Origin of the sequence: Mesorhizobium sp. LSJC285A00, from assembly GCF_000503155.1 — a bacterium.
GTDB lineage: Bacteria > Pseudomonadota > Alphaproteobacteria > Rhizobiales > Rhizobiaceae > Mesorhizobium.
This window is the reverse complement of the sequence record NZ_AYVK01000025.1, coordinates 149,299-171,029: the sequence shown is the minus strand read 5'-3', so window position 1 is coordinate 171,029 and position 21,731 is coordinate 149,299. Positions and strand designations below refer to the sequence as shown.

The 21,731-nt window shown below is 62.7% G+C and carries 20 protein-coding genes, 1 tRNA gene and 1 pseudogene; 9 read left to right on the top strand and 13 right to left on the bottom strand.

Annotation, left to right across the window (positions count from 1 at the left end; translation table 11 throughout):
• Window positions 1–261: pseudogene (locus X726_RS0135630) on the top strand (DUF459 domain-containing protein); the annotation flags it as partial.
• On the opposite strand, the gene X726_RS149015 reads toward X726_RS0135630, so the two are convergent.
• Window positions 258–1,712: a glutamate synthase subunit beta gene (locus tag X726_RS149015; protein ID WP_023671207.1), complete on the bottom strand. Its 1,455-nt coding sequence runs from the start codon at window positions 1,710–1,712 to the stop codon at window positions 258–260. The pseudogene X726_RS0135630 and the gene X726_RS149015 overlap by 4 nt on opposite strands.
• 140 nt (window positions 1,713–1,852) lie before the next feature.
• Window positions 1,853–6,604 (bottom strand): glutamate synthase large subunit, encoded by a 4,752-nt coding sequence (gene gltB / locus X726_RS149020; protein ID WP_023671206.1) that lies wholly within the window; start codon window positions 6,602–6,604, stop codon window positions 1,853–1,855.
• A gap of 509 nt (window positions 6,605–7,113) precedes the next feature.
• Between gltB and X726_RS149025 the strand changes: the two genes are divergently transcribed.
• Both X726_RS149025 and X726_RS149030 read left to right on the top strand, forming a co-directional pair.
• Window positions 7,114–8,163: a low specificity L-threonine aldolase gene (locus tag X726_RS149025; RefSeq protein WP_023671205.1), complete on the top strand. Its 1,050-nt coding sequence runs from the start codon at window positions 7,114–7,116 to the stop codon at window positions 8,161–8,163.
• 18 nt (window positions 8,164–8,181) lie between these two features.
• Window positions 8,182–9,078: an MBL fold metallo-hydrolase gene (locus X726_RS149030; protein WP_023671204.1), complete on the top strand. Its 897-nt coding sequence runs from the start codon at window positions 8,182–8,184 to the stop codon at window positions 9,076–9,078.
• Here the strand turns inward: X726_RS149030 and X726_RS149035 are convergent.
• Window positions 9,075–9,839 carry a sulfite exporter TauE/SafE family protein gene (locus X726_RS149035; RefSeq protein ID WP_023671203.1) on the bottom strand — a complete coding sequence of 255 codons (765 nt, stop codon included), beginning with the start codon at window positions 9,837–9,839 and terminating at the stop codon, window positions 9,075–9,077. The genes X726_RS149030 and X726_RS149035 overlap by 4 nt on opposite strands.
• A gap of 157 nt (window positions 9,840–9,996) precedes the next feature.
• Entirely contained in the window at window positions 9,997–10,464 is a 468-nt protein-coding gene (locus X726_RS149040; RefSeq protein ID WP_023671202.1) for an Hsp20 family protein, read from the bottom strand.
• Window positions 10,465–10,922: 458 nt separating this feature from the next.
• Between X726_RS149040 and X726_RS149045 the strand changes: the two genes are divergently transcribed.
• The 4 genes from X726_RS149045 to X726_RS149055 all read left to right on the top strand — a co-directional run bounded on the left by X726_RS149045 (window position 10,923) and on the right by X726_RS149055 (window position 13,401).
• Window positions 10,923–11,882, top strand: a complete 960-nt coding sequence (locus X726_RS149045; protein WP_023671201.1) for an alpha/beta hydrolase — start codon at window positions 10,923–10,925, stop codon at window positions 11,880–11,882.
• Between the two features lie 164 nt (window positions 11,883–12,046).
• Window positions 12,047–12,208, top strand: coding sequence for a hypothetical protein (locus X726_RS1000000171170; RefSeq protein WP_023671200.1), 162 nt, complete (start codon window positions 12,047–12,049; stop codon window positions 12,206–12,208).
• A 3-nt stretch (window positions 12,209–12,211) separates the two neighbouring features.
• Window positions 12,212–12,445, top strand: a complete 234-nt coding sequence (locus tag X726_RS149050; protein ID WP_023671199.1) for a DUF1127 domain-containing protein — start codon at window positions 12,212–12,214, stop codon at window positions 12,443–12,445.
• 125 nt (window positions 12,446–12,570) lie between these two features.
• A complete protein-coding gene (locus X726_RS149055) occupies window positions 12,571–13,401 on the top strand; it encodes an AraC family transcriptional regulator (RefSeq protein ID WP_023671198.1) in 831 nt (276 codons plus the stop codon).
• Between the two features lie 12 nt (window positions 13,402–13,413).
• On the opposite strand, the gene hisN is transcribed toward X726_RS149055, so the two are convergent.
• Window positions 13,414–14,187, bottom strand: coding sequence for a histidinol-phosphatase (gene hisN, locus X726_RS149060; protein ID WP_023671197.1), 774 nt, complete (start codon window positions 14,185–14,187; stop codon window positions 13,414–13,416).
• A gap of 336 nt (window positions 14,188–14,523) precedes the next feature.
• Window positions 14,524–15,465 carry an N-formylglutamate amidohydrolase gene (locus X726_RS149065; protein ID WP_023671196.1) on the bottom strand — a complete coding sequence of 314 codons (942 nt, stop codon included), beginning with the start codon at window positions 15,463–15,465 and terminating at the stop codon, window positions 14,524–14,526.
• Window positions 15,466–15,629: 164 nt separating this feature from the next.
• Here X726_RS149065 and X726_RS149070 point away from each other — a divergent pair, with 164 nt between their 5' ends.
• Both X726_RS149070 and X726_RS149075 read left to right on the top strand, forming a co-directional pair.
• Complete coding sequence (locus X726_RS149070) at window positions 15,630–15,992, top strand: response regulator (protein ID WP_023671195.1); 363 nt, start codon at window positions 15,630–15,632, stop codon at window positions 15,990–15,992.
• 114 nt (window positions 15,993–16,106) lie between these two features.
• Window positions 16,107–16,181: transfer RNA gene (locus X726_RS149075), tRNA-Val, on the top strand.
• A gap of 107 nt (window positions 16,182–16,288) precedes the next feature.
• On the opposite strand, the gene X726_RS149080 is transcribed toward X726_RS149075, so the two are convergent.
• From X726_RS149080 to X726_RS149105, 7 genes are all read right to left on the bottom strand, one after another.
• On the bottom strand, window positions 16,289–16,576 hold the full coding sequence (locus tag X726_RS149080) for a DUF982 domain-containing protein (protein ID WP_031197745.1): 288 nt from the start codon (window positions 16,574–16,576) through the stop codon (window positions 16,289–16,291).
• 112 nt (window positions 16,577–16,688) lie between these two features.
• Window positions 16,689–17,111, bottom strand: coding sequence for a DUF982 domain-containing protein (locus X726_RS149085; protein WP_306413578.1), 423 nt, complete (start codon window positions 17,109–17,111; stop codon window positions 16,689–16,691).
• A 64-nt stretch (window positions 17,112–17,175) separates the two neighbouring features.
• Window positions 17,176–17,640, bottom strand: coding sequence for an Hsp20 family protein (locus X726_RS149090; RefSeq protein WP_023671192.1), 465 nt, complete (start codon window positions 17,638–17,640; stop codon window positions 17,176–17,178).
• A 406-nt stretch (window positions 17,641–18,046) separates the two neighbouring features.
• The gene (locus X726_RS1000000169280) at window positions 18,047–18,253 is read right to left on the bottom strand and encodes a hypothetical protein (protein WP_023710933.1); all 207 of its coding nucleotides are present in this window, start codon (window positions 18,251–18,253) and stop codon (window positions 18,047–18,049) included.
• A gap of 81 nt (window positions 18,254–18,334) precedes the next feature.
• Window positions 18,335–19,303: a GDP-L-fucose synthase gene (locus X726_RS149095; protein ID WP_023671191.1), complete on the bottom strand. Its 969-nt coding sequence runs from the start codon at window positions 19,301–19,303 to the stop codon at window positions 18,335–18,337.
• A gap of 9 nt (window positions 19,304–19,312) precedes the next feature.
• The gene (gene gmd / locus X726_RS149100; protein ID WP_023671190.1) at window positions 19,313–20,383 is read right to left on the bottom strand and encodes a GDP-mannose 4,6-dehydratase; all 1,071 of its coding nucleotides are present in this window, start codon (window positions 20,381–20,383) and stop codon (window positions 19,313–19,315) included.
• Window positions 20,384–20,487: 104 nt separating this feature from the next.
• On the bottom strand, window positions 20,488–21,642 hold the full coding sequence (locus X726_RS149105; RefSeq protein WP_023671189.1) for a dihydrodipicolinate synthase family protein: 1,155 nt from the start codon (window positions 21,640–21,642) through the stop codon (window positions 20,488–20,490).
• Window positions 21,643–21,731: the final 89 nt, after the last annotated feature.

The window sequence follows — 21,731 nt, the reverse complement described above, 5'->3', positions numbered from 1 at the left end:
CCGGTCGAGGCGCCGTCGCTGCCCGCCGCCCCGATCGTGGTCGACCGCACCGTCCCAATGCTGCTCAACGATCCGGCGCTCGACGGCGGGACCGAGCTTCTCGGTGCGGCGGCGGCGCCGAAAGCCAATCCGGATCTGCCCGGCGAAAAACTAATCCTCGAAGGCAAGGCGCCCGAGGCCTCGCCCGGCCGCGCCGACGACTTCTCCTGGCCGCCCAAGGCCGCTGCCGCGACGGATACGACGACGGCGATCAACCGTTAACGGGGGAGTACCGTCGACCCCATCAGCGCTTCATCGATCGAGCGCGCGGCCTGGCGGCCTTCGCGGATCGCCCACACAACCAGCGACTGGCCGCGGCGCACATCACCTGCGGCGTAGAGCTTGTCGACGCTGGTCTTGTAGTCGCGATCGTTGGCTTCGACATTGCGGGAACGGCGGCTGTCGGTGGTGATTTTCATCTCACCGTCCAGCTCTTTCGCGACGCCGGCGGCAGCCGGTCCGGCAAAGCCGATGGCGATGAAGGCGAGGTCTGCACGGATGACGAATTCGGTGCCGGCGATCGGCTTGCGCTTCTCGTCGACTTCGCAGCATTTGACGCCGGTCAGTTGGCCGTCCTCGCCGATGAATTCGAGCGTCGCCACCTGGAATTCGCGCTCCGCACCTTCGGCCTGTGAGGACGAGGTGCGCATCTTGGTCGCCCAGTAAGGCCAGACCGAAAGCTTGTCTTCCTTCTCCGGCGGCTGCGGGCGGATGTCGAGCTGGGTGACGCGCACCGCGCCCTGGCGGAAGGCGGTGCCGACGCAGTCGGACGCGGTATCGCCGCCGCCGACGACGACGACATGCTGGCCGCCGGCGATGATCGGATGCGACGGCCAGGCCACCGACTGGATCGGCTCGCCGCCGACGCGACGGTTCTGCTGCACCAGATAGGGCATGGCGTCATAGACGCCGCCGAGATCGTCGCCCGGAATGTTGGCCGGACGCGGCGATTCCGAACCGCCGCAATAGAGCACCGCATCGTATCCGGCGAGCAACTCTGCCACCGGCTTGTCGACGCCGACATTGACGCCGCAATGGAAGGTCACGCCCTCGCCCTGCATCTGCTCGATGCGGCGGTCGATATAGTGCTTCTCGATCTTGAAGTCGGGAATGCCGTAGCGCATCAGCCCGCCGGGACGGCTCTCACGCTCATAAACGCTGACCTCGTGGCCGGCGCGGCCAAGCTGCTGCGCCGCCGCCATCCCTGCCGGGCCGGAGCCGATGACAGCGACCCGCTTGCCCGTCTTCTTCTCTGGCGGATAAGGCCGGATATGGCCGGTTTCATAAGCCTTGTCGGCGATTGCCTGTTCGACAGTCTTGATGGCAACCGGAATGTCCTCGAGGTTCAGCGTGCAGGCTTCCTCGCAGGGCGCGGGGCAGATGCGGCCGGTGAACTCGGGGAAATTGTTGGTCGAATGCAGGTTGCGGATCGCATTGTCCCAGTCGCCATTGTAGACGAGGTCGTTCCAGTCCGGGATCTGGTTGTGGATCGGGCAACCGGTCGGCCCGTGGCAGAACGGGATGCCGCAATCCATGCAGCGCGCCGCCTGTTTCTCGACCTCCTTGTCCGACATCGGCAGCGTGAATTCACGAAAATGCCGGATGCGGTCGGAGGCCGGCTGGTACTTGTGCACCTGCCGGTCGATTTCGAGAAAGCCTGTTACCTTGCCCATAGTCCAGTTCCTGCTGTCCAGATGGTGCGGTTTTCGCACCCGTTAACCCCTTGAGGCAGCCGTGGCAACCTTGCATCCGAGGTCAAACTGTCGCTGAAAGTTCCGCCGGGAAGCCTGCGCCTCCCGGCAAGTCGAAAAACCTATTCCGCCGCCACGCCCATGCGCATGCGTTCCATCTCGATCAGCGCGCGGCGGTATTCGACCGGCATGATCTTGCGGAATTTCGGCCGGAAGGTCGTCCAGTCGTCGAGTATCTCGCGGCCGCGTACCGAACCGGTGAAATGGACGTGGTTCGAGATAAGCTGGTAAAGCCGTTCCTCGTCATGGGTGGTCATGTCGCCCGAGACGTCGACGCGACCCTTGTGGTCGAGGTCACCGCCATGATGCAGCAGCCTTTCCATCAGATCGTCTTCTTCCGGAACCGGCTCCAACTCGACCATCGCCATGTTGCAGCGCGCGGCGAAATCGCCGGCCTCATCCAGAACATAGGCCACGCCGCCCGACATGCCGGCAGCGAAGTTGCGACCGGTCTGGCCGATGACGACGACGATGCCGCCGGTCATGTATTCGCAGCCATGATCGCCGACGCCTTCAACGACGGCGGCGACGCCCGAATTGCGCACCGCGAAGCGCTCGCCGGCGACACCTGCGAAATAGGCCTCGCCCTCGGTCGCGCCATAGAGGACGGTGTTGCCGACGATGATCGATTCCGCCGCGACGATCCTGGACTCCTCCGGCGGCCGGATGACGATGCGTCCGCCCGACAGGCCTTTGCCGACATAGTCGTTGGCCGCACCGACGAGATCGAACGAGATGCCGCGCGCCAGGAAGGCGCCGAACGACTGGCCGGCGGTGCCGGTCAGCTTCACCTGGATCGTGTCCTCGCGCAGGCCCTTGTGCCTGAAGCGCTTGGCGACTTCGCCCGACAGCATGGCGCCCGTGGAGCGATCGACATTGCGGATGTCGACCTCGATCTTGACCGGCTGCTTGCTTTCGAGCGCGGGCGTCGCCAGTTCGATCAGCTTGCGATCGAGTACATCGTCGATCGGGTGTTTCTGCCGTTCGGTCCAGTGCACCGCCTCATGCGGCGCGTCCGGCTTGAAGAACATCTTGCCGAAATCGAGCCCACGCGCCTTCCAATGCTGGATCATCTCGCGCTTCTCCAGCAGGTCGCTGTCGCCGATGATCTGGTCGATATGGGTGTAGCCCATCTCGGCCAGCAGCCCCCTCACCTCTTCCGCAACATAGAAGAAGAAGTTGACGACATGCTCGGGCGTGCCCTTGAAACGCTTGCGCAGAACCGGGTCCTGCGTCGCGACGCCGACCGGGCAGGTGTTCAAGTGGCACTTGCGCATCATGATGCAGCCGGCCGCGATCAGCGGCGCGGTCGAGAAGCCGAACTCGTCGGCACCGAGCAGCGCACCGATGATGACGTCGCGCCCCGTGCGCAAGCCACCATCGACCTGCAGTGCAACGCGCGAGCGCAGCCCGTTCAGCACCAGCGTCTGGTGCGTCTCGGCAAGGCCCATTTCCCATGGACTGCCGGCATGCTTGAGCGAGGTCAGCGGCGACGCGCCGGTGCCGCCATCATAGCCGGAGATGGTGATGTGGTCGGCGCGTGCCTTGGCGACGCCGGCCGCAACCGTACCGACACCGACTTCCGACACCAGCTTGACCGATACGTCGGCCGCCGGGTTGACGTTCTTCAGGTCGTAGATCAGCTGCGCCAGATCCTCGATCGAATAGATGTCGTGATGCGGCGGCGGCGAGATCAGGCCGACGCCGGGCGTCGAGTGCCGGACCTTGGCGATGGTGGCGTCGACCTTGTGGCCGGGCAGCTGGCCGCCCTCACCGGGCTTGGCGCCCTGCGCGACCTTGATCTGCATGACATCGGAATTGACGAGATACTCGGCGGTGACGCCAAACCGCCCCGAGGCGACCTGCTTGATCGCCGAACGTTCGGGGTTCTTGCCGCCGCCGGGCAGCGGCAGATAGCGGTCTGCCTCTTCGCCGCCCTCGCCGGTGTTCGACTTGCCGCCGATCTGGTTCATGGCGCGCGCCAGCGTCGTGTGTGCCTCGCGCGAGATCGAGCCGAACGACATCGCCCCGGTCGAGAAGCGCTTGACGATATCGGCCGCCGACATCACGTCCTCTATCGCGACCTTCTTGCGGCCGGTCTCTTCCGCAAGCTTGATCCTGAACAGGCCGCGTATGGTCTGGGCACGGGCCGTCTCGCTGTCGATCTGCGCGGAATACTCCTTGAACGTCTCCCACGAGCCCTGGCGCACGGCGTGCTGCAAGGTGGCGACGGCGTCGGGCGACCACATATGGGCTTCGCCGCGCATGCGGTACATGTACTCGCCGCCGACCTCGAGGCTGTTGCGCAGCACCGGATCGTTGCCGAAACCGTCGGTGTGGCGGCTGAGCGTCTCGGCCGCGACCTCGTCCAGGCCGACACCTTCGATCAGCGTCGCTGTGCCGGTGAAGTACTTCTCGACGAAATCCGACTTCAGCCCGATGGCGTCGAATATCTGCGCGCCGCAATAGGACTGGTAGGTGGAGATGCCCATCTTCGACATCACCTTGAGGATGCCCTTGCCGATCGACTTGATGTAGCGCGAGACCACCTCGTAGGCGTCAACCTCAGCCGGCAGTTCGCCACGCTTGTGCATGTCGAGCAGCGTATCGAAGGCAAGGTAGGGGTTGATCGCCTCGGCGCCGTAGCCGGCGAGACAGCAGAAATGATGCACTTCGCGTGGCTCGCCGGATTCGACGACCAGGCCGACCGCGGTGCGCAGACCCTTGCGGATCAGATGGTGGTGCACGGCAGCCGTCGCCAGCAGTGCCGGAATGGCGATACGGTCGGGACCGACCTGGCGGTCGGACAGGATGATGATGTTGTAGCCGCCGGCGACAGCGGCTTCCGCCCGCTCGCACAGACGTTCGACCGCGCCCTGCATGCCGGACGCGCCCTCGCTCGACCCGTAGGTGATATCGATGGTCTTGGTGTCGAAACGGTCTTCCGTGTGGCCGATCGAGCGGATCTTTTCCAGATCGCCATTGGTCAGGATCGGCTGGCGCACTTCGAGCCGCTTGCGGCGCGAATTGCCGACCAGGTCGAAGATGTTCGGCCGCGGCCCGATGAACGAGACAAGGCTCATCACCAGTTCCTCGCGGATTGGGTCGATCGGCGGGTTGGTGACCTGGGCGAAATTCTGCTTGAAGTAGGTGTAGAGCAGCTTCGACTTGTCCGACATCGCCGAGATCGGCGTGTCCGTGCCCATCGAACCCACCGCTTCCTGGCCGGTGGTCGCCATCGGCGACATCAACAGCTTGGTGTCTTCCTGCGTGTAGCCGAACGCCTGCTGGCGATCGAGCAGGCTGACATCCTTGCGCAGCGCGCGCGGCTCGACCGGCTTCAGATCCTCGAGGATCAGCTGCGTGTTGTTGAGCCAGGTCTTGTAGGGATGCCTGGTGGCGATCTCCGACTTGATCTCCTCGTCGGAAATGATGCGGCCTTTGGCGAGGTCGATCAGAAGCATGCGGCCGGGCTGCAGCCGCCACTTCTTGACGATCCTCTCCTCCGGCACCGGCAGCACGCCGGCCTCTGACGCCATGATGACGCGGTCGTCGTCGGTGACGATGTAGCGCGCCGGGCGCAGACCGTTGCGGTCGAGCGTGGCGCCGATCTGGCGACCGTCGGTGAAGGCGACCGCGGCCGGCCCGTCCCACGGCTCCATAAGGGCTGCGTGGTATTCGTAGAAAGCCTTGCGGTCGGCATCCATCAGCTTGTTGCCGGCCCAGGCTTCCGGGATCAGCATCATCATGGCGTGGCTGAGGCTGTAGCCGCCCTGGAATAGGAATTCGAGCGCATTGTCGAAGCACGCCGTGTCGGACTGGCCGTCATAGGAGATCGGCCACAGCTTCGAGATGTTGTTGCCGAACAGTTCGGAATCGACCGAGGCCTGGCGCGCCGCCATCCAGTTGTTGTTGCCACGCACCGTGTTGATCTCGCCATTATGCGCGACCATGCGGTAGGGGTGCGCGAGCTTCCATGACGGGAAGGTGTTGGTCGAGAAGCGCTGGTGGACGAGGATCAGCGCGGTCTCGAAACGCGGATCCGACAAATCCTTGTAATAGGCGCCGACCTGGTAGGCCAGGAACATGCCCTTGTAGACAATGGTGCGCGCCGATAGCGACACACAGTAGGCGCCGATATCCTTGTTGTTGTTCTCGGCGTAGATGCGGCCGGAAATCACCTTGCGCAGCAGGTACAGCCTGGCCTCATATTCCTCGTCATCTGGAATGTCTGATGTGCGGCCGATGAAGACCTGCCGATGGAACGGTTCGGAGGCCGCGATATCGGGCGCCTTCGACAGCGATGAATTGTCGACCGGCACGTCGCGAAAGCCGAGCAGCGGCAGCCCTTCTGACTGCGCCGATTCGGCGATGATCTCTTCGATATGGGCGCGCAGTGCCGCATCCTGCGGCATGAACCAGTGGCCGACGCCGTATTGGCCTGCCGCCGGCAGTTCGACGCCCTGGGCCGCCATCTCTTCGCGGAAGAAATGATCGGGAACCTGCACCAGCACGCCGGCGCCGTCGCCCATCAGCGGATCGGCGCCGACAGCGCCGCGATGCGTCAGGTTTTCGAGCACGAAGAGCCCGTCCTTGACGATCTGGTGCGACTTCACGTTCTTCATGTTGACGATGAAGCCGACGCCGCACGCGTCATGCTCGTTGCGCGGATCATAGAGACCCTGCGCGGCCATGCCATTGGTGGTCAGGCCGTTGGTGGTCTGGCCTTCTTTGGTCAGAACGGTATTTTTAACGGCTGCTGCTTTCGTCTGCGCGGCCTGGCCGATAATCGCAGATGGCGTCAGTTCCGTCATCGTCCTGTCCTCCGTTCCGGCCCCTTGCACGTCTAGCATTTGGGGCGCTGGTCTACCTTGGGAAGCGACTGGCTTCCGCTCTCATTCTTGCGGCACGTCTTTTCGAAATCCTTGGCGGACCGTGCGGTGCACCGCCGGTTCGTATCCGGTATCGTACAGGCCACAGCCGAGCCGTCTACCCGTCGCTCGCGGCAACGGCCGGAGTGGCCCAAATGATACGCCAATCCAGCCTGACTTGTGCGACAAAATAAGACAGCACTACTGTCCTAAATTTTTATGGCAGAAATCCTGGGCGCACACAAGACCGATTCACCAAATTCTTGGACGTTTGGCGACAGAAAATTACGTCGGGCGCTGTTGAAACGAAATTTCGGTCCCGGCACTCCTTCGTGATCGCCTTTGGCTTTACCGCTTTTTCAGCCCTTGGCCCTTGCGCGTCAAACCCCGAAACGGCCATGGTCGCGCTCTTGTCGCAACCAGACTTTCTCAACCAGGCAGGGACTTTCCTGATGTTCTTTGCATCCGACAACTGGGCGGGCGTCCATTCCAACATTGCCGCCGGGCTGTCAGCCAATGCCGGCGGCTTTTCGACCGCCTATGGCGATGGCGATCTCGACCGGGCCGTCTACCAGCGTTTCAGCGAGATCTTCGAACGCGAGGTAGCGGTGTTCTTCGTCGCTACCGGCACGGCGGCCAACTCGCTGTCCCTGGCCGCTTACAACAAGCCCGGCGGCATTTCCTTTGCGCACCGCGAATCGCACATCATCGAGGACGAATGCGGCGCGCCGGAACATTTCAGCGGCGGCTCGCGTCTCCATGCTGTCGACGGCGCCCTGGGCAAGATCGATCCGCACAATCTTGAACGCGCCGTCGCCCGTTTCGCACCCGAAATCGTCCATTGGGGACGCCCGACGGCCGTCTCGATCACCCAATCGACCGAAGTCGGCACAGTGTACGGGCTCGACGACATTTCCACCATTTCGGAGATCGCCAAACGCTTTTCCCTGCCGCTGCATATGGACGGCGCCCGTTTTGCCAACGCATTGGTCGCGCTTGAGACGACGCCGGCCGAAATGACCTGGAAGCGCGGCGTCGACATCGTCTCGTTCGGCGGCACCAAGAACGGCTGCTGGTGCGCCGAAGCGGTGGTGCTGTTCGATCTAGACCGCGCCAAGGAGTTGTCCTTCCTGCGCAAGCGCGCCGCACAGCTGTTCTCCAAGTCGCGCTTCATCGCAGCGCAGTTCGACGCCTACTTCACAGACGGCCTGTGGCTGGACACGGCCCGTCATGCCAATGCCATGGCCGCGCGCCTGGCGGCTGCGATCGAGGATTCGGCAACGGCGAAGCTCGCCTGGTTGCCGCAGGCCAACGAGGTGTTCGCGGTGATGAAAAAGGCGGAAGCCGAAAGGCTGCAATCCGTCGGCGCAGCCTTTTACGACTGGCACAGGCCGCACGGCTTCGACGGCCATGTCGGCGACGACGAGTTGCTCTATCGCTTCGTCACCAGCTTTGCCACGACTTCAGATGAGGTCGATCGCTTCGGCCAGATGATCGCCTGAACCCGCGAGACCGCGCCAATGACAAAGCCACCTCTCGGCTCAACCATGCGGCTGGTTCGTCCGGCGCCAAACGTGCTCGGCTTCTACGATGGCCGCGTTGACGGCGTTCGCGCCTGGTCGGACGAGCCGAACTGGCTGGACGACGGCGCCTATGCCCTCGGCATCTGCACCTATGCGATCGTCGATGGTTCGCAGGCGCTTGTCTACGACACGCATATTTCGCTGCCTCACGCGCGCTTCATCAGGCAGACGCTCGAAGACATGGGCGCAACATCGATCCGGGTCGTGCTCAGCCACTGGCATGACGATCATATTGCCGGCAATGAGGTGTTTCAGGATTGCGAGATTATCGCCAACACGCTCACCGCCTCGGCGCTCGCGAACAACCGGGCCGAGATCGAAAGCGGTGTTCCACCGATCAAGCCTCTCGTGCTGCCGAACAGGACCTTCGAAGGCAGTCTTGACCTCGCCGTTGGATCAATCGCCGTCGAACTGCGTCAGGTCGAAATCCACAGCCATGACGGCACGGTGCTCTTCATGGCTGGGATCGGCCTGCTGCTGGCAGGCGACACGCTCGAGGATCCGATCACCTTTGTCAGCGAGGCGGATCGGCTGGCGCAACATCTGGTCGATCTCGAACGCATGAGCGGGTGGCCGATAGACCGCATCTTGCCCAATCACGGCTCGCTCGAAGCGATTGAGCGAGGCGGCTACGACAAAGGCCTCGTCGCCGCCACGCAAGCCTACGTTCAAAAACTGCTTCGCTGCCGGCATGAGCCTGATCTTGCGAAGCAGGATCTGAAAACCTTCGGCGCCGACATGTTCGCCACTGGCGCGGTCGAGTACTTCGCGCTGTACGAGCCCGTCCACCGGCAAAACATCGAGGCCGTTCTCGCAACCGGCACCGGTCGCTAAGCAAGGAAAGGCCGCGCCAAAAGCTCGAGGCCAAGCAAGATCAGGAGAATAAGAAACCAGCGCCGGAAGGTCGCCGGGCTGATCCGCTGCCGGAGCAACTGTCCGAGCCACATGCCGAGCAAGGCCGGCGCAACCGCCAGCGACGACATGGCGACATGCCCGACCTGGAACGCGCCGTGCGAGGCAAGGCCGGCAGCGAGCGCGATCGTCGACACGGTGAAGGACAGGCCGAGCGCCTGGATCAGATCGTCACGGCTCAAGCCCAGCGCCTGAATGTAAGGTACAGCGGGCACGACGAACACGCCGGTGCCGCCGGTGACGATGCCGGTAAGGAAACCGACGATGGGCGGCGACCAGCGCTCGGCTGACGCGGGAACCGTCAACTGCCGCGCCAGCAGCGTATAGACGGCATAGACGATCAGCACCGCCCCGAGGCCGGCCGTCGTCCATTTGACATTGTCGCTGGCCAGCAGCCATGAGCCGGCCAGCGTGCCGGCGACGATGCCGACCATCATCTGCCACAGCCGACTGAGGATCCATCCGAAGCTCGGGCCGGCAAACAGCTGCCAGATATTGGTGACGAAGGACGGCACGATCAGCAGCGAAGCCGCGGCGACCGGCGGCATGATTGTGCCCAGCAGCCCCATCGCCAACGTCGGCAGTCCCATACCGGTAACGCCCTTGACGATGCCGGCCAGCAGGAAGAGCACCGCAATGGTTGCCGTTAGGGCCAGGGAAAAATCAGCCGAGAGATCAGACATCGCCCTTCATGGGAAGACGGCGCCCGCCGCAAAAGAGCCAGAACTCTTCGGTTGGGGTGACAGAGGCTGCGGCGAAAAAAAGCGGCGCCTCGCGGCGCCGCTTTCGTCTCGGGAGGAGACGCTTTTAACCTTGGGCGTTGTGACGCCGCCGTCTTGATCACGCGGCGTTCTTGGCCTCGATCTGCTTGGCGTTGGCCGAAGAGGCGGTAATCGCGATCTTGCGCGGCTTCAGCTCCTCGGGGATGTTGCGCTTAAGGTCGACGAAAAGCAGGCCGTTCTTCAGCGTGGCGCCGACGACCTCGACATGGTCGGCAAGCTGGAAGCGGCGCTCGAACGAACGCGAAGCAATGCCGCGGTAGAGCAACTCGGAGCCTTCGCCATTGCCTTCTTCCTTGCGCTCACCCTTGACGGTCAGCACGTTGCGGTGGGCTTCGATCGAAATCTCTTCGTCCGAGAAGCCGGCAACCGCCATCGAGATGCGATAGGCGTCCTCGCCGGTGCGCTCGATGTTGTAGGGCGGATAGGTCTGCGCGCCATCAGGCTGGGCCAGCGAGTCGAGCATGGTGAACAGTCGGTCGAAGCCGACGGTCGAGCGATAGAGCGGGGAAAAATCAACGTGACGCATGAGGTGTTCTCCTGTTGAGCAACATGTTTGCGTGTGGCCGGTGCGAAACCCTGGAAAGGCGTTTCGGGTGGACCAGCAGCCCCGACATCGGCGGCTGCATCCGACATTTGGGGAGCGCAAAAGCTCATTTCAAGGATTTTTGAAGAGCGCCAATCGAGGCGTCGATGAACGGCAGATGAACCGCTGCTTCGGCGCCCGTTCAGCCGGCCGGCGCTAGAGTGCCCCCAGGATAAAGAACCAGGCGGCGCCGGATGAAAGCGCCGCGACGAGGCCGACCGGGTGTAACGTCCCTTCCTCCCGGATCGACAGAGGCCGGAAGCACGCCGCCGCAGGCTGCTTCCGGCCTTGCTTGTCGTTCGTCCGCCCCCTTGGCGTCCTCCCTTTGCTTTTCATCCATTGGCGTCTATCACCATGCCGACGCCCTGCCGGGTGAGACACCACGAAGACGCAAGCGCCTAATGACGGATCTCTTCCATCCCACGCCAGGCAATCCGCCGCCGCAAAATGTCGCCAGCGGCTTTTTCACCACGCGCGACGGCAAGAAGATCCGCTACGGCCTGTTTGCCGCGGTCACCCGGCCGCTGAAAGGCACCGTCGTGCTGCTGCCCGGCCGCAACGAGTGCATCGAGAAGTATTTCGAAACCATCCGCAACCTGACCGACCGCGGCCTCGGCGTCGCCACGCTCGACTGGCGCGGCCAGGGCGATTCCGACCGCCTGATCGCCGACCCGCAACGCGGCTATGTCCGCTCCTTCTACGATTACACCGGCGACCTCGAACAGTTCTTCGAGGATATCGTGCTGCCCGACTGCCGCGGCCCGTATTACATCCTCGCCCATTCCATGGGCGCCGTGATCGCGCTGCTCGCGGCGCCGTCGATGGTCAACCGGGTGCGTCGCATGGTGCTGATTGCGCCTTTCCTGACGGTGCCCGACTCGCCCGTGTCGGCAAAAACGGCGCGCCGCGTCTGCTCGGTATTGTGCTTTCTCGGCCTCGGCCGGCTCTACGCCGCCTGGGGTCCGCGTCCCAGGGAAACCCTGCCCTTCGCCCTCAACAAGGTGACATCGGACCCCGAGCGCTATCAGCGCAACACGAAAATCTACGAGCACTATCCGCAACTGGCGCTCGGCGGGCCGACGATCCGCTGGCTGCAGGCGGCAATCAAGGCAGGCGAAGCCATCAGCGAGCCCGACTTCATGGCCAGGATCCAGGTGCCGCTGCTGATGATCGCCGCCGGCGCCGATCAGGTCGTCTCGACCAAGGCCGTGGAAGCCTACGCCAGGCGTCTGCGCCTCGGCTCGCTGCTGATGATCGATGGCTCGAAACACGAGATCCTGCAGGAGGCCGATGTCTATCGCGAGCAGTTGCTCGCCGCCTTCGACGCCTTCATACCCGGCAACGACGACCCCACAGCCTGATGCCGCCGGCGCTGCATGTTGCGGCGCCTTGAGCTTGCGCCTGCTGACAGCCTTCTGTCAGGAGCAGCGCCGGCAGCGCACAAAGAGCTAAAGATTCTGACAGCCGGTGCCGCCCCGGAATGCCCATCTCTCCGCGTCGAACCGAACGCCAAGGAGATGACGTCATGACCGAGAAAACCTGCGCTGCCTGCGATTGCCAGCTGGACGCCAATCCGATCCGCGTCAAGGTCGGCGGCAAGACCGTCGAGGTCTGCTGCGAGGAATGCGCGATTGCGCTGAACGAAGCCGGCGCCTCAGTGGCCGGCGCCGGCAACAGGGAAGCCTGAGCGATGCGCCCCGATCATGCAGCGCAATGCCTCGCACATCAGCCGACAACTCAAACCGCGACGTTCCGGCGGTCCTTGCGGACACAAGGCATCGCGGCGGCCAACTGGATCGGCCGTCAACTGGAAAGGCGCCGAAGCCGCCTTGCCTTGCTCGAAATGACCGACGAACAGCTCAAGGACATCGGCCTGTCGCGCAGCGACGCTCACTGCGAATACATGCGCCGTTTGTGGGACTGAGCCATGGCCGTACGAAGGGCCCGACAGGTGAAGTGTCCTGACAGGTTTGGACAAGCCAATCGCCTAATGTGCCGGAGCAGCTTTCGGCGCAAGGGTAGAATGCAACGGCCATGTCTCAGCTCACCATGTCGCAGTTCACGGTACAGACGCTTCTGGACACCGGCACCGTCAGGGTGAGGGATGTCGTGTGCAGCGGCGAATGCCGGCACAAGAGCGAAGAAGAGTGCACCGCTGCCACGCATCTTGTGTTTCCCTATCGCGGCGTCTTCGTGCGCCATGTCGGCCGCAACGATGCGGTCGCCGAAGCCAACCAGTTGTTGTTCTTCAACAACGCCGAAGGCTACCGGATCAGCCATCCCGTCGAGGGTGGCGATTCCTGCCTCGATCTCGTTGTCGAGGAGGCGCAACTGCAGGAGCTGACGCCGAAGGAGCAGTTGCGCTCGGGCAGCGCCGTGGCGTTTCGTCGCCAGCGCCGCCGTATTGACCCGCGGGCTCAGGCGCTGGTGGCGGTGCTGCGCCACAGCCTGAGCCGCAACATTGCCGAAACGCTGGAGGCCGAAACCCTGGCGCTGACGCTGGTGCGGCGCTCCCTCGGCGAGCGCACCTCGCATGCCGCCGGCGCAAGCGCTGGCCGGCAGAAGCTGGTCGATCGCGCCAAGCTCGTCCTGTCCTCGGATCTTTCGCGGCGCTGGACGCTGGCCGAGATCGCCGCTGAAGTCGGGGTATCACCGGTTTATCTCACGCAGGTTTTCCAGCAGGTCGAGGCGATGCCGCTCTATCGCTACCATCTGCGCCTGCGGCTGGCGCGCGCGCTCGACCTGCTTGGCCGCTACGACAATCTGACCACGCTCGGCCTGGACCTCGGCTTCTCCAGCCACAGCCATTTCAGCTCAGCGTTCAGGCAGGTCTACGGGCGAACGCCGGCGGAATTCCAGCGCTCGATCAAGCCGCGCTGATCGGGTCGACTATCAGCCCCGCAGGGCTGCCATTGCAGCCGCGTGAAGCTCCGGCGTTGCGGCGGCCAGGATGTCGCCGCCCTTTTCCGCCGGACCGCCCTCGAATGTGGTGACGACGCCGCCGGCCTTTTCGATGATCGGGATCAGCGCCACGATGTCGTAGGGTTTCAATCCGGGATCGGCGACGATGTCGACGCTGCCCGAGGCAATCATGGCAAAGGCGTAGCAATCGGCGCCGTAGCGGGCGAGCTGGATCTGTTTCTCGAACGCGTCGTAGCGGGTGCGCGCCTCGCCCTTGAAAAGCGCCGGCGTGGTGGTGAACAAGGTCGCCTCGTCAAGCTTCGTCCTCTTGCGGGTCGACAGCTTCCGCGGCCCGCCGGGGCCTTCGTAGTGGGAGCCGGAAGCGTTGGCGTAGAACAGCTCGCCGGTGAAGGGCTGCGCCATCATGCCGGCGACGGCGTCACCGTCGACCGTCAATCCGACCAGCGTTCCCCACACCGGCAAGCCTGAGATGAAGGCGCGGGTGCCATCGATCGGATCGATCACCCAGACATGCCTTGAGGAGATGTTTTCGCTGCCATGTTCTTCGCCGAGGATACCGTGATCGGGATACTCAGCCGAGATCAGCGCCCGGATGGCGCGCTCGGCCTCGCGGTCGGCCTCGGTGACCGGGTCGAAACTGCCTTTTTCCTTGTTGGCCACCGCGCCCTGTGCGCGGAAACGCGGCAAGGTTTCAGCCGCCGCCGCTTGCGCGATCCGGCGCATGAAATCGATGCTGATGTCCACGTGATTCTCCCGCATTGCAGAGTGCCAACCGGTCTGGCGGCACTTTCCCGCCAAAACAAGCCGGTTTATCGATTTATCAGAGACATCATCGTTGCCGAAATGTCACACATCGGGACCATCGAAACGCATTTTCACATCAGAGTGAATTAAAAAAGCGTGGGATCGATTGACATTTGTGCATCGCACAATAAATTTGTTCTCGGACAGGTTTTCCTGTCCATGCCCTCCTTGGGCGTTTCCTCCCTAGACTTCGACCGTGTCGTGCAAACGATGCGGTCTTTTTTTACGCTGCGGGATGGCCAGCGCGGGATCTCATGAACAGCCGCCGCCCCGGCGTCATTCGGCGGCCAGCGGCAGGTCGACGAAGTGGTGGTCGGGCATCGCCATCAGGTCGGCCGAAAAGCGCGCCATATCGTCGGCCAGCGCATCGAAGCCGGCCGATTTCTGGAACGTCCGCTCATTCATGTAGAGGCCGCGATTGACCTCGATCTGCAGCGCATGCAGATGGCGCGCCGGCCGGCCGTAATGCTCGGTGATGAAGCCGCCTGCATAGGGTTTGTTGTGGGCGACGGTGTAGCCCATGCCGATGAGCAGGCCGATCGCCGTCTCGGTCAGGGCTGCCGTGGCCGAGATGCCGAAACGGTCGCCGACGATGAAATCCGGCCGCAGGCCGCTGTCGCCCACCCTGATGCTCGCCGGCATCGAATGGCAGTCGATCAGCACGGCATAGCCGAACCTGGCATGGGTTCTGGTCAATAGCCGCTTCAGCGTCTCGTGATAGGGTTTGTAGACCGCCTCTATGCGCTGGACGGCCTCCGCCAGCGGCAGACGGCCGGAATAGATGTCGAGCCCCTCACCCACCAGCTTGGGCACGGTGCCGAGCCCGCCGGCAACGCGCGCCGAGCGGATGTTGCAGAAGGACGGCACCGGCTCGGCGAACATGCGCGGGTCGAGTTCCCAGGGTTCGCGATTGACGTCGAGGTAGGCGCGCGGAAAATTCGCCGCCAGCATCGGCGCGCCCAGCACCACCGCGCTGCCGAACAGCTCGTCGACATAGCAATCCTCGGAGCGGCGGATGGCGTTCCGGTCGAGCCGCGCCATGGCCAGGAAGCGGTCTGGATAATAGCGGCCGCTATGCGGTGAGTTGAAGACGAAGGGAACGCGCTGCTCGGCGCCCGATCGGATTTCGAAGGGTGGAACGACCGAAAAATCTTCGGCTGCCGTCGTCAATTTGAACGAACCCGGAAACAGCAATGCATCATGATGGGAAACTGCCACCTCATCGGCCGCATGTCCAGCATTTCGGCATGTCAGGAACCCCGTCAAATCAGGATTAATGCCGCCAACGTTCACTTGATGTTTACCGTCAGCTCCTCATATACAGGATGGTTAACGGGCTTGCCGGACGGCAGGCTTGGCTGGGGTGATTCGGACGGGACAAGATGGCACGCATTCTGCTGGCGGAAGACGACGACGACATGCGCCGGTTCCTGGTCAAGGCACTGGAGCGGGCCGGCTACCACGTCAGCGATTTCGACAATGGCGCCAGCGCCTACGAGCGGCTGCGCGAAGAACCTTTCTCCCTGCTGCTGACCGATATCGTCATGCCGGAGATGGACGGCATCGAACTCGCCCGCCGCGCCACCGAGATCGATCCCGACCTGAAGGTGATGTTCATCACCGGTTTCGCGGCCGTCGCGCTCAACCCCGATTCCAAGGCGCCGAAAGACGCCAAGGTGCTGTCCAAGCCCTTCCACCTGCGCGATCTCGTCAACGAGGTCGAAAAAATGCTGCAGGCCGCCTGAAGCACGCACAGTGTGATCTCGCCGCTTCGTCGGCGGCGCGACAAAACGAGCCTTTCTTTCCCTTTCCGGCTATTGACGCGCTGGACCAAAAATGGTGTATGCGCGGCTTCGGATGGGCGTGTAGCTCAGCGGGAGAGCACTGCATTGACATTGCAGGGGTCACAGGTTCAATCCCTGTCACGCCCACCATCCTTTCGATAACTTGGCCAAGCCCGTTTTTGGCGCACCCCTTCGACAACTTAGCCGGTAAGGCGGCCACCGCTTGTGGCAGCCGCCTCGTTCAAACGCGACGCGCTTTAGACGTGGTGCGGGCTTAGCGTCCTTGAAGGCGCAGGCTCGATGCCGTCCTCCATAAGAATATCCTTCTTGCGAGCGAACGCGACGAAGACGCCTCGTGCTGTCTCGGGTTCCACATCGCCAATCAGAGCGGCTTTGCAAGCGCGAATAGCAGCTCTCTGCTCCGGGCTGTTGCCACACCATTCGGATGCGAATTGATAGGCATCTGCGACCGTGTTGAGTTGGCGGGGAAAGCCCAATCCCACCCACACCCGGACTGGCTTTTCAAAAGGTTTCGATAGCATCATGACCTCCTTTCCTAATGCATGTCACCCAGAAGTATGCCGCGGTTCTGGGACAACGACATGCATCAAAACAAAGACTTAAAGCGTGTCGCATGAATCCGTTTCGCGACGCGCTTTAGGCAGTCACTCCTCCGCCTTCGCCACCTCTGCCCATCATCCACGGCATTGTCGTGGATACTTCCTCAAGGATTCTGGCTGCTTTCGCAAAACCGCTGAACGCGTCTCTGGCTGCGGAAAGCGGATAATCGCTATCGAAAGCTCGCTGGCAGGCCCGCAATGCGGTTTGGTGAATGGGGCCGCGCCTGTCCTTTGGCCATTCATAGAGGAACTCCAGAGCGTCCTCGAGACACGTGATTTCCTGAACAAGGTTGTCGCCGCTTTTCACGAAAACGGCGCTGTCAAACATCCGATCGTTCATATGATCCTCCAAATTGAACGAACCATTGAGTTTCATGGTTTGCGCGGTCCAGGCCAACTGCAGGCGCGCGACAGAGGCGCGCCAGTACGTCCTGCAGTGATCATCTTCGTTTCTCCGCAATCACAGCCTCCCGGCCGGAACCGGGAGGCGGACCCGCAGTTCAAAGTGTGACAGATCGACAGGATTACGCGGCTTTACGCGCGCGGTCCGTGTCTTGCGTGATCTGAGTGGCGGCCGTCGGCGTGTCGCCGACGCCGATGCTAATGCGGCGCGGTTTCAGCTCTTCGGGAATCTCACGGACGATGTCGATCGAGAGGAGGCCATTCTCCAGTTTGGCTGCCTTGATCTTCATGTGGTCGGCAAGCTTGAACGTCTGCCTGAAACTGCGATAGGCGATGCCCTGGTGCAGCAGCTGGCGTCCGCTCTGATCATCAGCCTTCTGGCCTACCACGACCAGTTCGGGTCCATGCTGGGTCAGCTCAACCTCATCCTGGCTGAAGCCTGCGATGGCCATCGAGATACGGTAATCGTTCTCGTCGACCTTCTCGATGTTATAGGGCGGCCAGTCTGGACGCGTGCCGCTGTCGAGCATGTCGAAAAGCCGGTCGAAACCGACGGTGGTCCGATAGAGGGTATCAAAGGTTCTCATAGCCACATCCTCCTTGAAGCAACATGGGTACAAGGACGCCGCCCCGTGCGGCGCCGCCATTTTTTGCCGAGCCTTATGGCCTTGGCGGAAATCGAATTAGGAGGCGCCCCAAATGAGTTCAAGAGCATCTCGAATTTTTTTTAGTAGCATCCTTCGCATCGACGGAAAGCGAAATCTGAGTTTCTACGGGACCTTCCCTTCGAACAGTCGAACAGCCCCTTGAAGTACAGATCCGGCGGGAAGTTTTCGCGCGATCTGCGCGACCGCATCGTCTACTGCCCCGCCGTCCCGTTTCGTATTCAAATGCCGGCCAGCAAGGAACCGGGTAGCGGCCTTGCGATCCGTAAATCCACCCTGTCGGGGGCGAAACGTCCCGGCACGTGCCGGGACGTTTCTGGCTCGCGGATCACTGTGGCCGCGGATCGGGCCTGTCGGGCTTGTCATGAGGGGTGTTGTTGCCTTCACGGCACGGTGTGCCGATGCCGCAGCATTTGCCGTTGTAGGTGACACCGGGCTTGGTCTTCTCGCATTCCCTCGGCGGTGCCGTCTGACACCCTGCCAGCACCGAAACCGCGATGGCGGCGAGAAATGCGTTTCTTGAAGTGATAAACATTGACGTTCTCCTTGATGGACCGTGTTTGCTACACACCGCTTGGTCGCGGGCGGCAGCGAAATGGTTCAAGGAAAATTGGAATCAGGCCGCGCCGAGGCGGACATCACCCTTCTCAATATGGTTGAGAAACCACGCATATGTCTGTTCCAATCCATCGCGAAGCGCGTAGCGCGGGCGCCATCCCGTCGCAAACAGCCGCGAAACATCCATCAACTTGCGCGGCGTGCCATCTGGCTTGGTCGTATCGAAGGCGATATCAGCCTCGACGCCGGCGACCGATGCGACGGTCTGGGCAAGCTCGGCAATGGTGACATCCTCGCCCGAACCGACATTGACGTGGCTGTCGCCGGCATAATTCTTCAACAGCCAGACCAAGGCATCGGCGGCGTCGTCGACATGCAGGAATTCACGCCGTGGCGTGCCCGAGCCCCAGACCTCGAGGCTGTTGCCGCCGCTCAGCGCCAGCGCATGCGCCTTTCGCATCAGGGCCGGCACGACATGGCTGGACTGGAGATCGAAATTGTCGCCAGGACCGTAAAGGTTGGCCGGCATCGCCGAGATGTAGTCGACGCCATGCTGGCGCCGATAGGCCTGGCACAGTTTGAGCCCGGCGATCTTGGCGATCGCATACCATTCATTGGTGGGTTCGAGCGGACCGGTCAGCAGCGCGTCTTCCCTGATCGGCTGCGGCGCGAGCTTTGGATAGATGCAGGACGAGCCGAGAAACAAAAGCTTGCCGACCTCGCTGCGAAAGGCGCCGTCAATGACATTGCCCTGCATAACCAGGTTTTGCTGCAGGAAATCGACAGGGAACCGGTCATTGGCCAGGATACCGCCGACTTTGGCGGCCGCCATCACCACCGCATCCGGCCTGTGCTCGGCCATCCAGCGCCGCACCCCTGCCTGGTCGAGCAGGTCGAGCCTGTCGCGCGATACGGTGAGTATCTCGCAGTCCTCGCTCGCCAGCCGGCGCACGACGGCCGAACCGACCATGCCGCGATGCCCGGCGACGAAGACACGCTCGCCTTTCAGATCAAATGTCGCGTCCATGAACCTGCCTCACGCAGAACGGCTGTTCTGCCGCGTGCCGCCGGCGGTGCGCGCCAGATCGGCCTGCACCATTTCCGCCACCAGATCCCTGAAGCCGGTCGTGTGCGACCACCCCAGCCTGGCTTTGGCCTTGGCGGGGTCGCCGAGCAGCAGGTCGACCTCGGTCGGCCGGAAATAGCGCGCATCGATGCGCACCAGGACAGTGCCCGAACCGGCATCGACACCGACTTCATCGACACCCTCGCCTTGCCAGCGGATGGTGCGTCCGGTTTCGGCAAAAGCCAGTTCGACGAATTCGCGCACCGAATGCGCCTCACCGGTCGCCAGCACGAAATCGTCGGCTTCACTGTGCTGCAGAATGCGCCACATGCCCTCCACATAGTCGCGCGCATGGCCCCAGTCACGCTTGGCGTCGAGATTGCCGAGATAGAGCGTGGCCTGAAGGCCGTGATGGATCGAGGCGACGGCCCGCGTGATCTTGCGGGTGACGAAGGTCTCGCCGCGTGTCGGGCTTTCGTGGTTGAACAGGATGCCGTTGGCGGCGAACATGCCGTAAGCCTCGCGGTAGTTGACCGTGATCCAGTAGGCGTAAAGCTTGGCCGCGGCATAGGGCGAGCGCGGATGGAAGGGCGTCGCCTCGCTTTGCGGGACCTCGCGCGCCTTGCCGTAGAGCTCCGAGGTCGAGGCCTGATAGAAACGCACCGACTTCTCCAGGCGCAGAATGCGGATCGCCTCGAGCAGCCTGAGTGTTCCCAGCGCATCGGCATTGCCGGTGTATTCCGGCGTCTCGAAACTCACCTGGACATGACTCTGGGCGCCGAGATTGTAGATCTCGCCGGGCTGTGTCTCCTGCACCAGGCGAATGAGGTTGGTCGCGTCGGTCAGGTCGCCATAATGCAGGAAGAAACGCGCACCGCGCTCGTGCGGATCGACATAGATGTCGTCAACGCGCTCGGTGTTGAACGAGGACGAGCGGCGTTTGACGCCATGGACAATATAGCCCTTCTGCAGAAGCAATTCTGCGAGATAGGCCCCGTCCTGCCCGGTTACACCGGTGATGAGCGCCACTTTTTCCGTCATTGCCGCTCCGTCCGCATCCAATCCCGGCAACCGAATACAGATTTGGCGCGAGAACGCAAATCCCCCGTACGGGAGATACTTTTCACCCAGGCGAAGCGTTGTTCTCAGACACCTGCGACCGCGCAGAAATGCTTCATCCTGGCCAGCGCAAGCTCGGGATCGGCGAGCAACCCTGCCTGGTCGGCAAGGCGGAAGATGTCGGCATAGTGCAGGATGCCGCGCGCCGACTGCATGCCGCCGACCATGGCGAAATGGTCCTGATGGCCGTTGAGCCAGGCCATGAAGACGATGCCGGCCTTGTAATACTCGGTCGGCGCCTCGAAGATCTTGCGCGACAACGGCACTGTCGGCGCCATCAGCGCGTCATAGCCGGCGCGGTCGCCATCAGCCAGTTTCGCCAGCGCCGCGCTGGCGACCGGCGCGATGGCGTCGAATATGCCGAGCAAGGCGTGCGAGTGCCGCTTCCCGTCGCCGGCAATCAGTTCGGGATAGTTGAAATCGTCGCCGGTGAACATGACGACGCCTTCCGGCAGCCGGTTGCGCAAGGCAACTTCCTTGCCGGCATCGAGCAGGGAAATCTTTATCCCCTCGACCTTGCCGGCATGGCGCTCGATGATGGCGACGACGGTGTCGAGCGCGGCCTCGAAATTGCCGCTGCCCCAATAACCTTTCAGTGCCGGATCGAACATGTCGCCCAGCCAATGCAGGATGACCTTGCCGGATGCCTGGCTGAGGATGCGATCGTAGACGTGCACATAGTCATCTGAGCTCTTGGCCACGGCTGCCAGCGCCCGGCTTGCCATCATGATCGCCTTGCCGCCCTCGCCTTCGATGAAGGTGAACTGCTCCTCATAGGCGGCGATCACATCTTCGAGTGATCTCGAATTGGCCGGCGCCAGATGATCGGTGCCGGCGCCCGAGGCGAGGTCTGCGCCTTCGACGCTGCGCGCCTCGGCGATCGAGCGGCGGATCAATTCCTGCGCATTCGCCCAGTCGAAACCCATGCCGCGCTGCGAGGTGTCCATCGCCTCGGCGATGCGGAAGCCAAGCCGCCACAAATGATGCCGAAACGCCATCGTCTTGTCCCAGTCGACCGCAGGCTTCGACCAGGGGTCGGTCATCGCGAAAGGGTCGGCGACGACATGGGCCGCGGCATAGGCGATGCGCGGGAAAACCGCACCGATTACGGGCTCGACCGGACTGCCCGCGAGCTTGTAGCTGACGCGGCCGCCATTCTGCGTAGGCAGGGTGATATCCATGGCAACCTCCGTTTTCGGCATCCTGTAAATGGAACGTTCCAATAAATCAAGAACCTTTATGATTCCGGCGATTGAACCGGTCCAACTGC

Bases quoted from the DNA above. Each gene is read 5' to 3' on its own strand.
- X726_RS149015 (WP_023671207.1), bottom strand. From the start codon at position 1,712: ATGGGCAAGGTAACAGGCTTTCTCGAAATCGACCGGCAGGTGCACAAG.
- gltB (WP_023671206.1), bottom strand. From the start codon at position 6,604: ATGACGGAACTGACGCCATCTGCGATTATCGGCCAGGCCGCGCAGACG.
- X726_RS149025 (WP_023671205.1), top strand. From the start codon at position 7,114: ATGTTCTTTGCATCCGACAACTGGGCGGGCGTCCATTCCAACATTGCC.
- X726_RS149030 (WP_023671204.1), top strand. From the start codon at position 8,182: ATGACAAAGCCACCTCTCGGCTCAACCATGCGGCTGGTTCGTCCGGCG.
- X726_RS149035 (WP_023671203.1), bottom strand. From the start codon at position 9,839: ATGTCTGATCTCTCGGCTGATTTTTCCCTGGCCCTAACGGCAACCATT.
- X726_RS149040 (WP_023671202.1), bottom strand. From the start codon at position 10,464: ATGCGTCACGTTGATTTTTCCCCGCTCTATCGCTCGACCGTCGGCTTC.
- X726_RS149045 (WP_023671201.1), top strand. From the start codon at position 10,923: ATGACGGATCTCTTCCATCCCACGCCAGGCAATCCGCCGCCGCAAAAT.
- X726_RS1000000171170 (WP_023671200.1), top strand. From the start codon at position 12,047: ATGACCGAGAAAACCTGCGCTGCCTGCGATTGCCAGCTGGACGCCAAT.
- X726_RS149050 (WP_023671199.1), top strand. From the start codon at position 12,212: ATGCGCCCCGATCATGCAGCGCAATGCCTCGCACATCAGCCGACAACT.
- X726_RS149055 (WP_023671198.1), top strand. From the start codon at position 12,571: ATGTCGCAGTTCACGGTACAGACGCTTCTGGACACCGGCACCGTCAGG.
- X726_RS149070 (WP_023671195.1), top strand. From the start codon at position 15,630: ATGGCACGCATTCTGCTGGCGGAAGACGACGACGACATGCGCCGGTTC.
- X726_RS149080 (WP_031197745.1), bottom strand. From the start codon at position 16,576: ATGATGCTATCGAAACCTTTTGAAAAGCCAGTCCGGGTGTGGGTGGGA.
- X726_RS149090 (WP_023671192.1), bottom strand. From the start codon at position 17,640: ATGAGAACCTTTGATACCCTCTATCGGACCACCGTCGGTTTCGACCGG.
- X726_RS1000000169280 (WP_023710933.1), bottom strand. From the start codon at position 18,253: ATGTTTATCACTTCAAGAAACGCATTTCTCGCCGCCATCGCGGTTTCG.
- X726_RS149095 (WP_023671191.1), bottom strand. From the start codon at position 19,303: ATGGACGCGACATTTGATCTGAAAGGCGAGCGTGTCTTCGTCGCCGGG.
- gmd (WP_023671190.1), bottom strand. From the start codon at position 20,383: ATGACGGAAAAAGTGGCGCTCATCACCGGTGTAACCGGGCAGGACGGG.
- X726_RS149105 (WP_023671189.1), bottom strand. From the start codon at position 21,642: ATGGATATCACCCTGCCTACGCAGAATGGCGGCCGCGTCAGCTACAAG.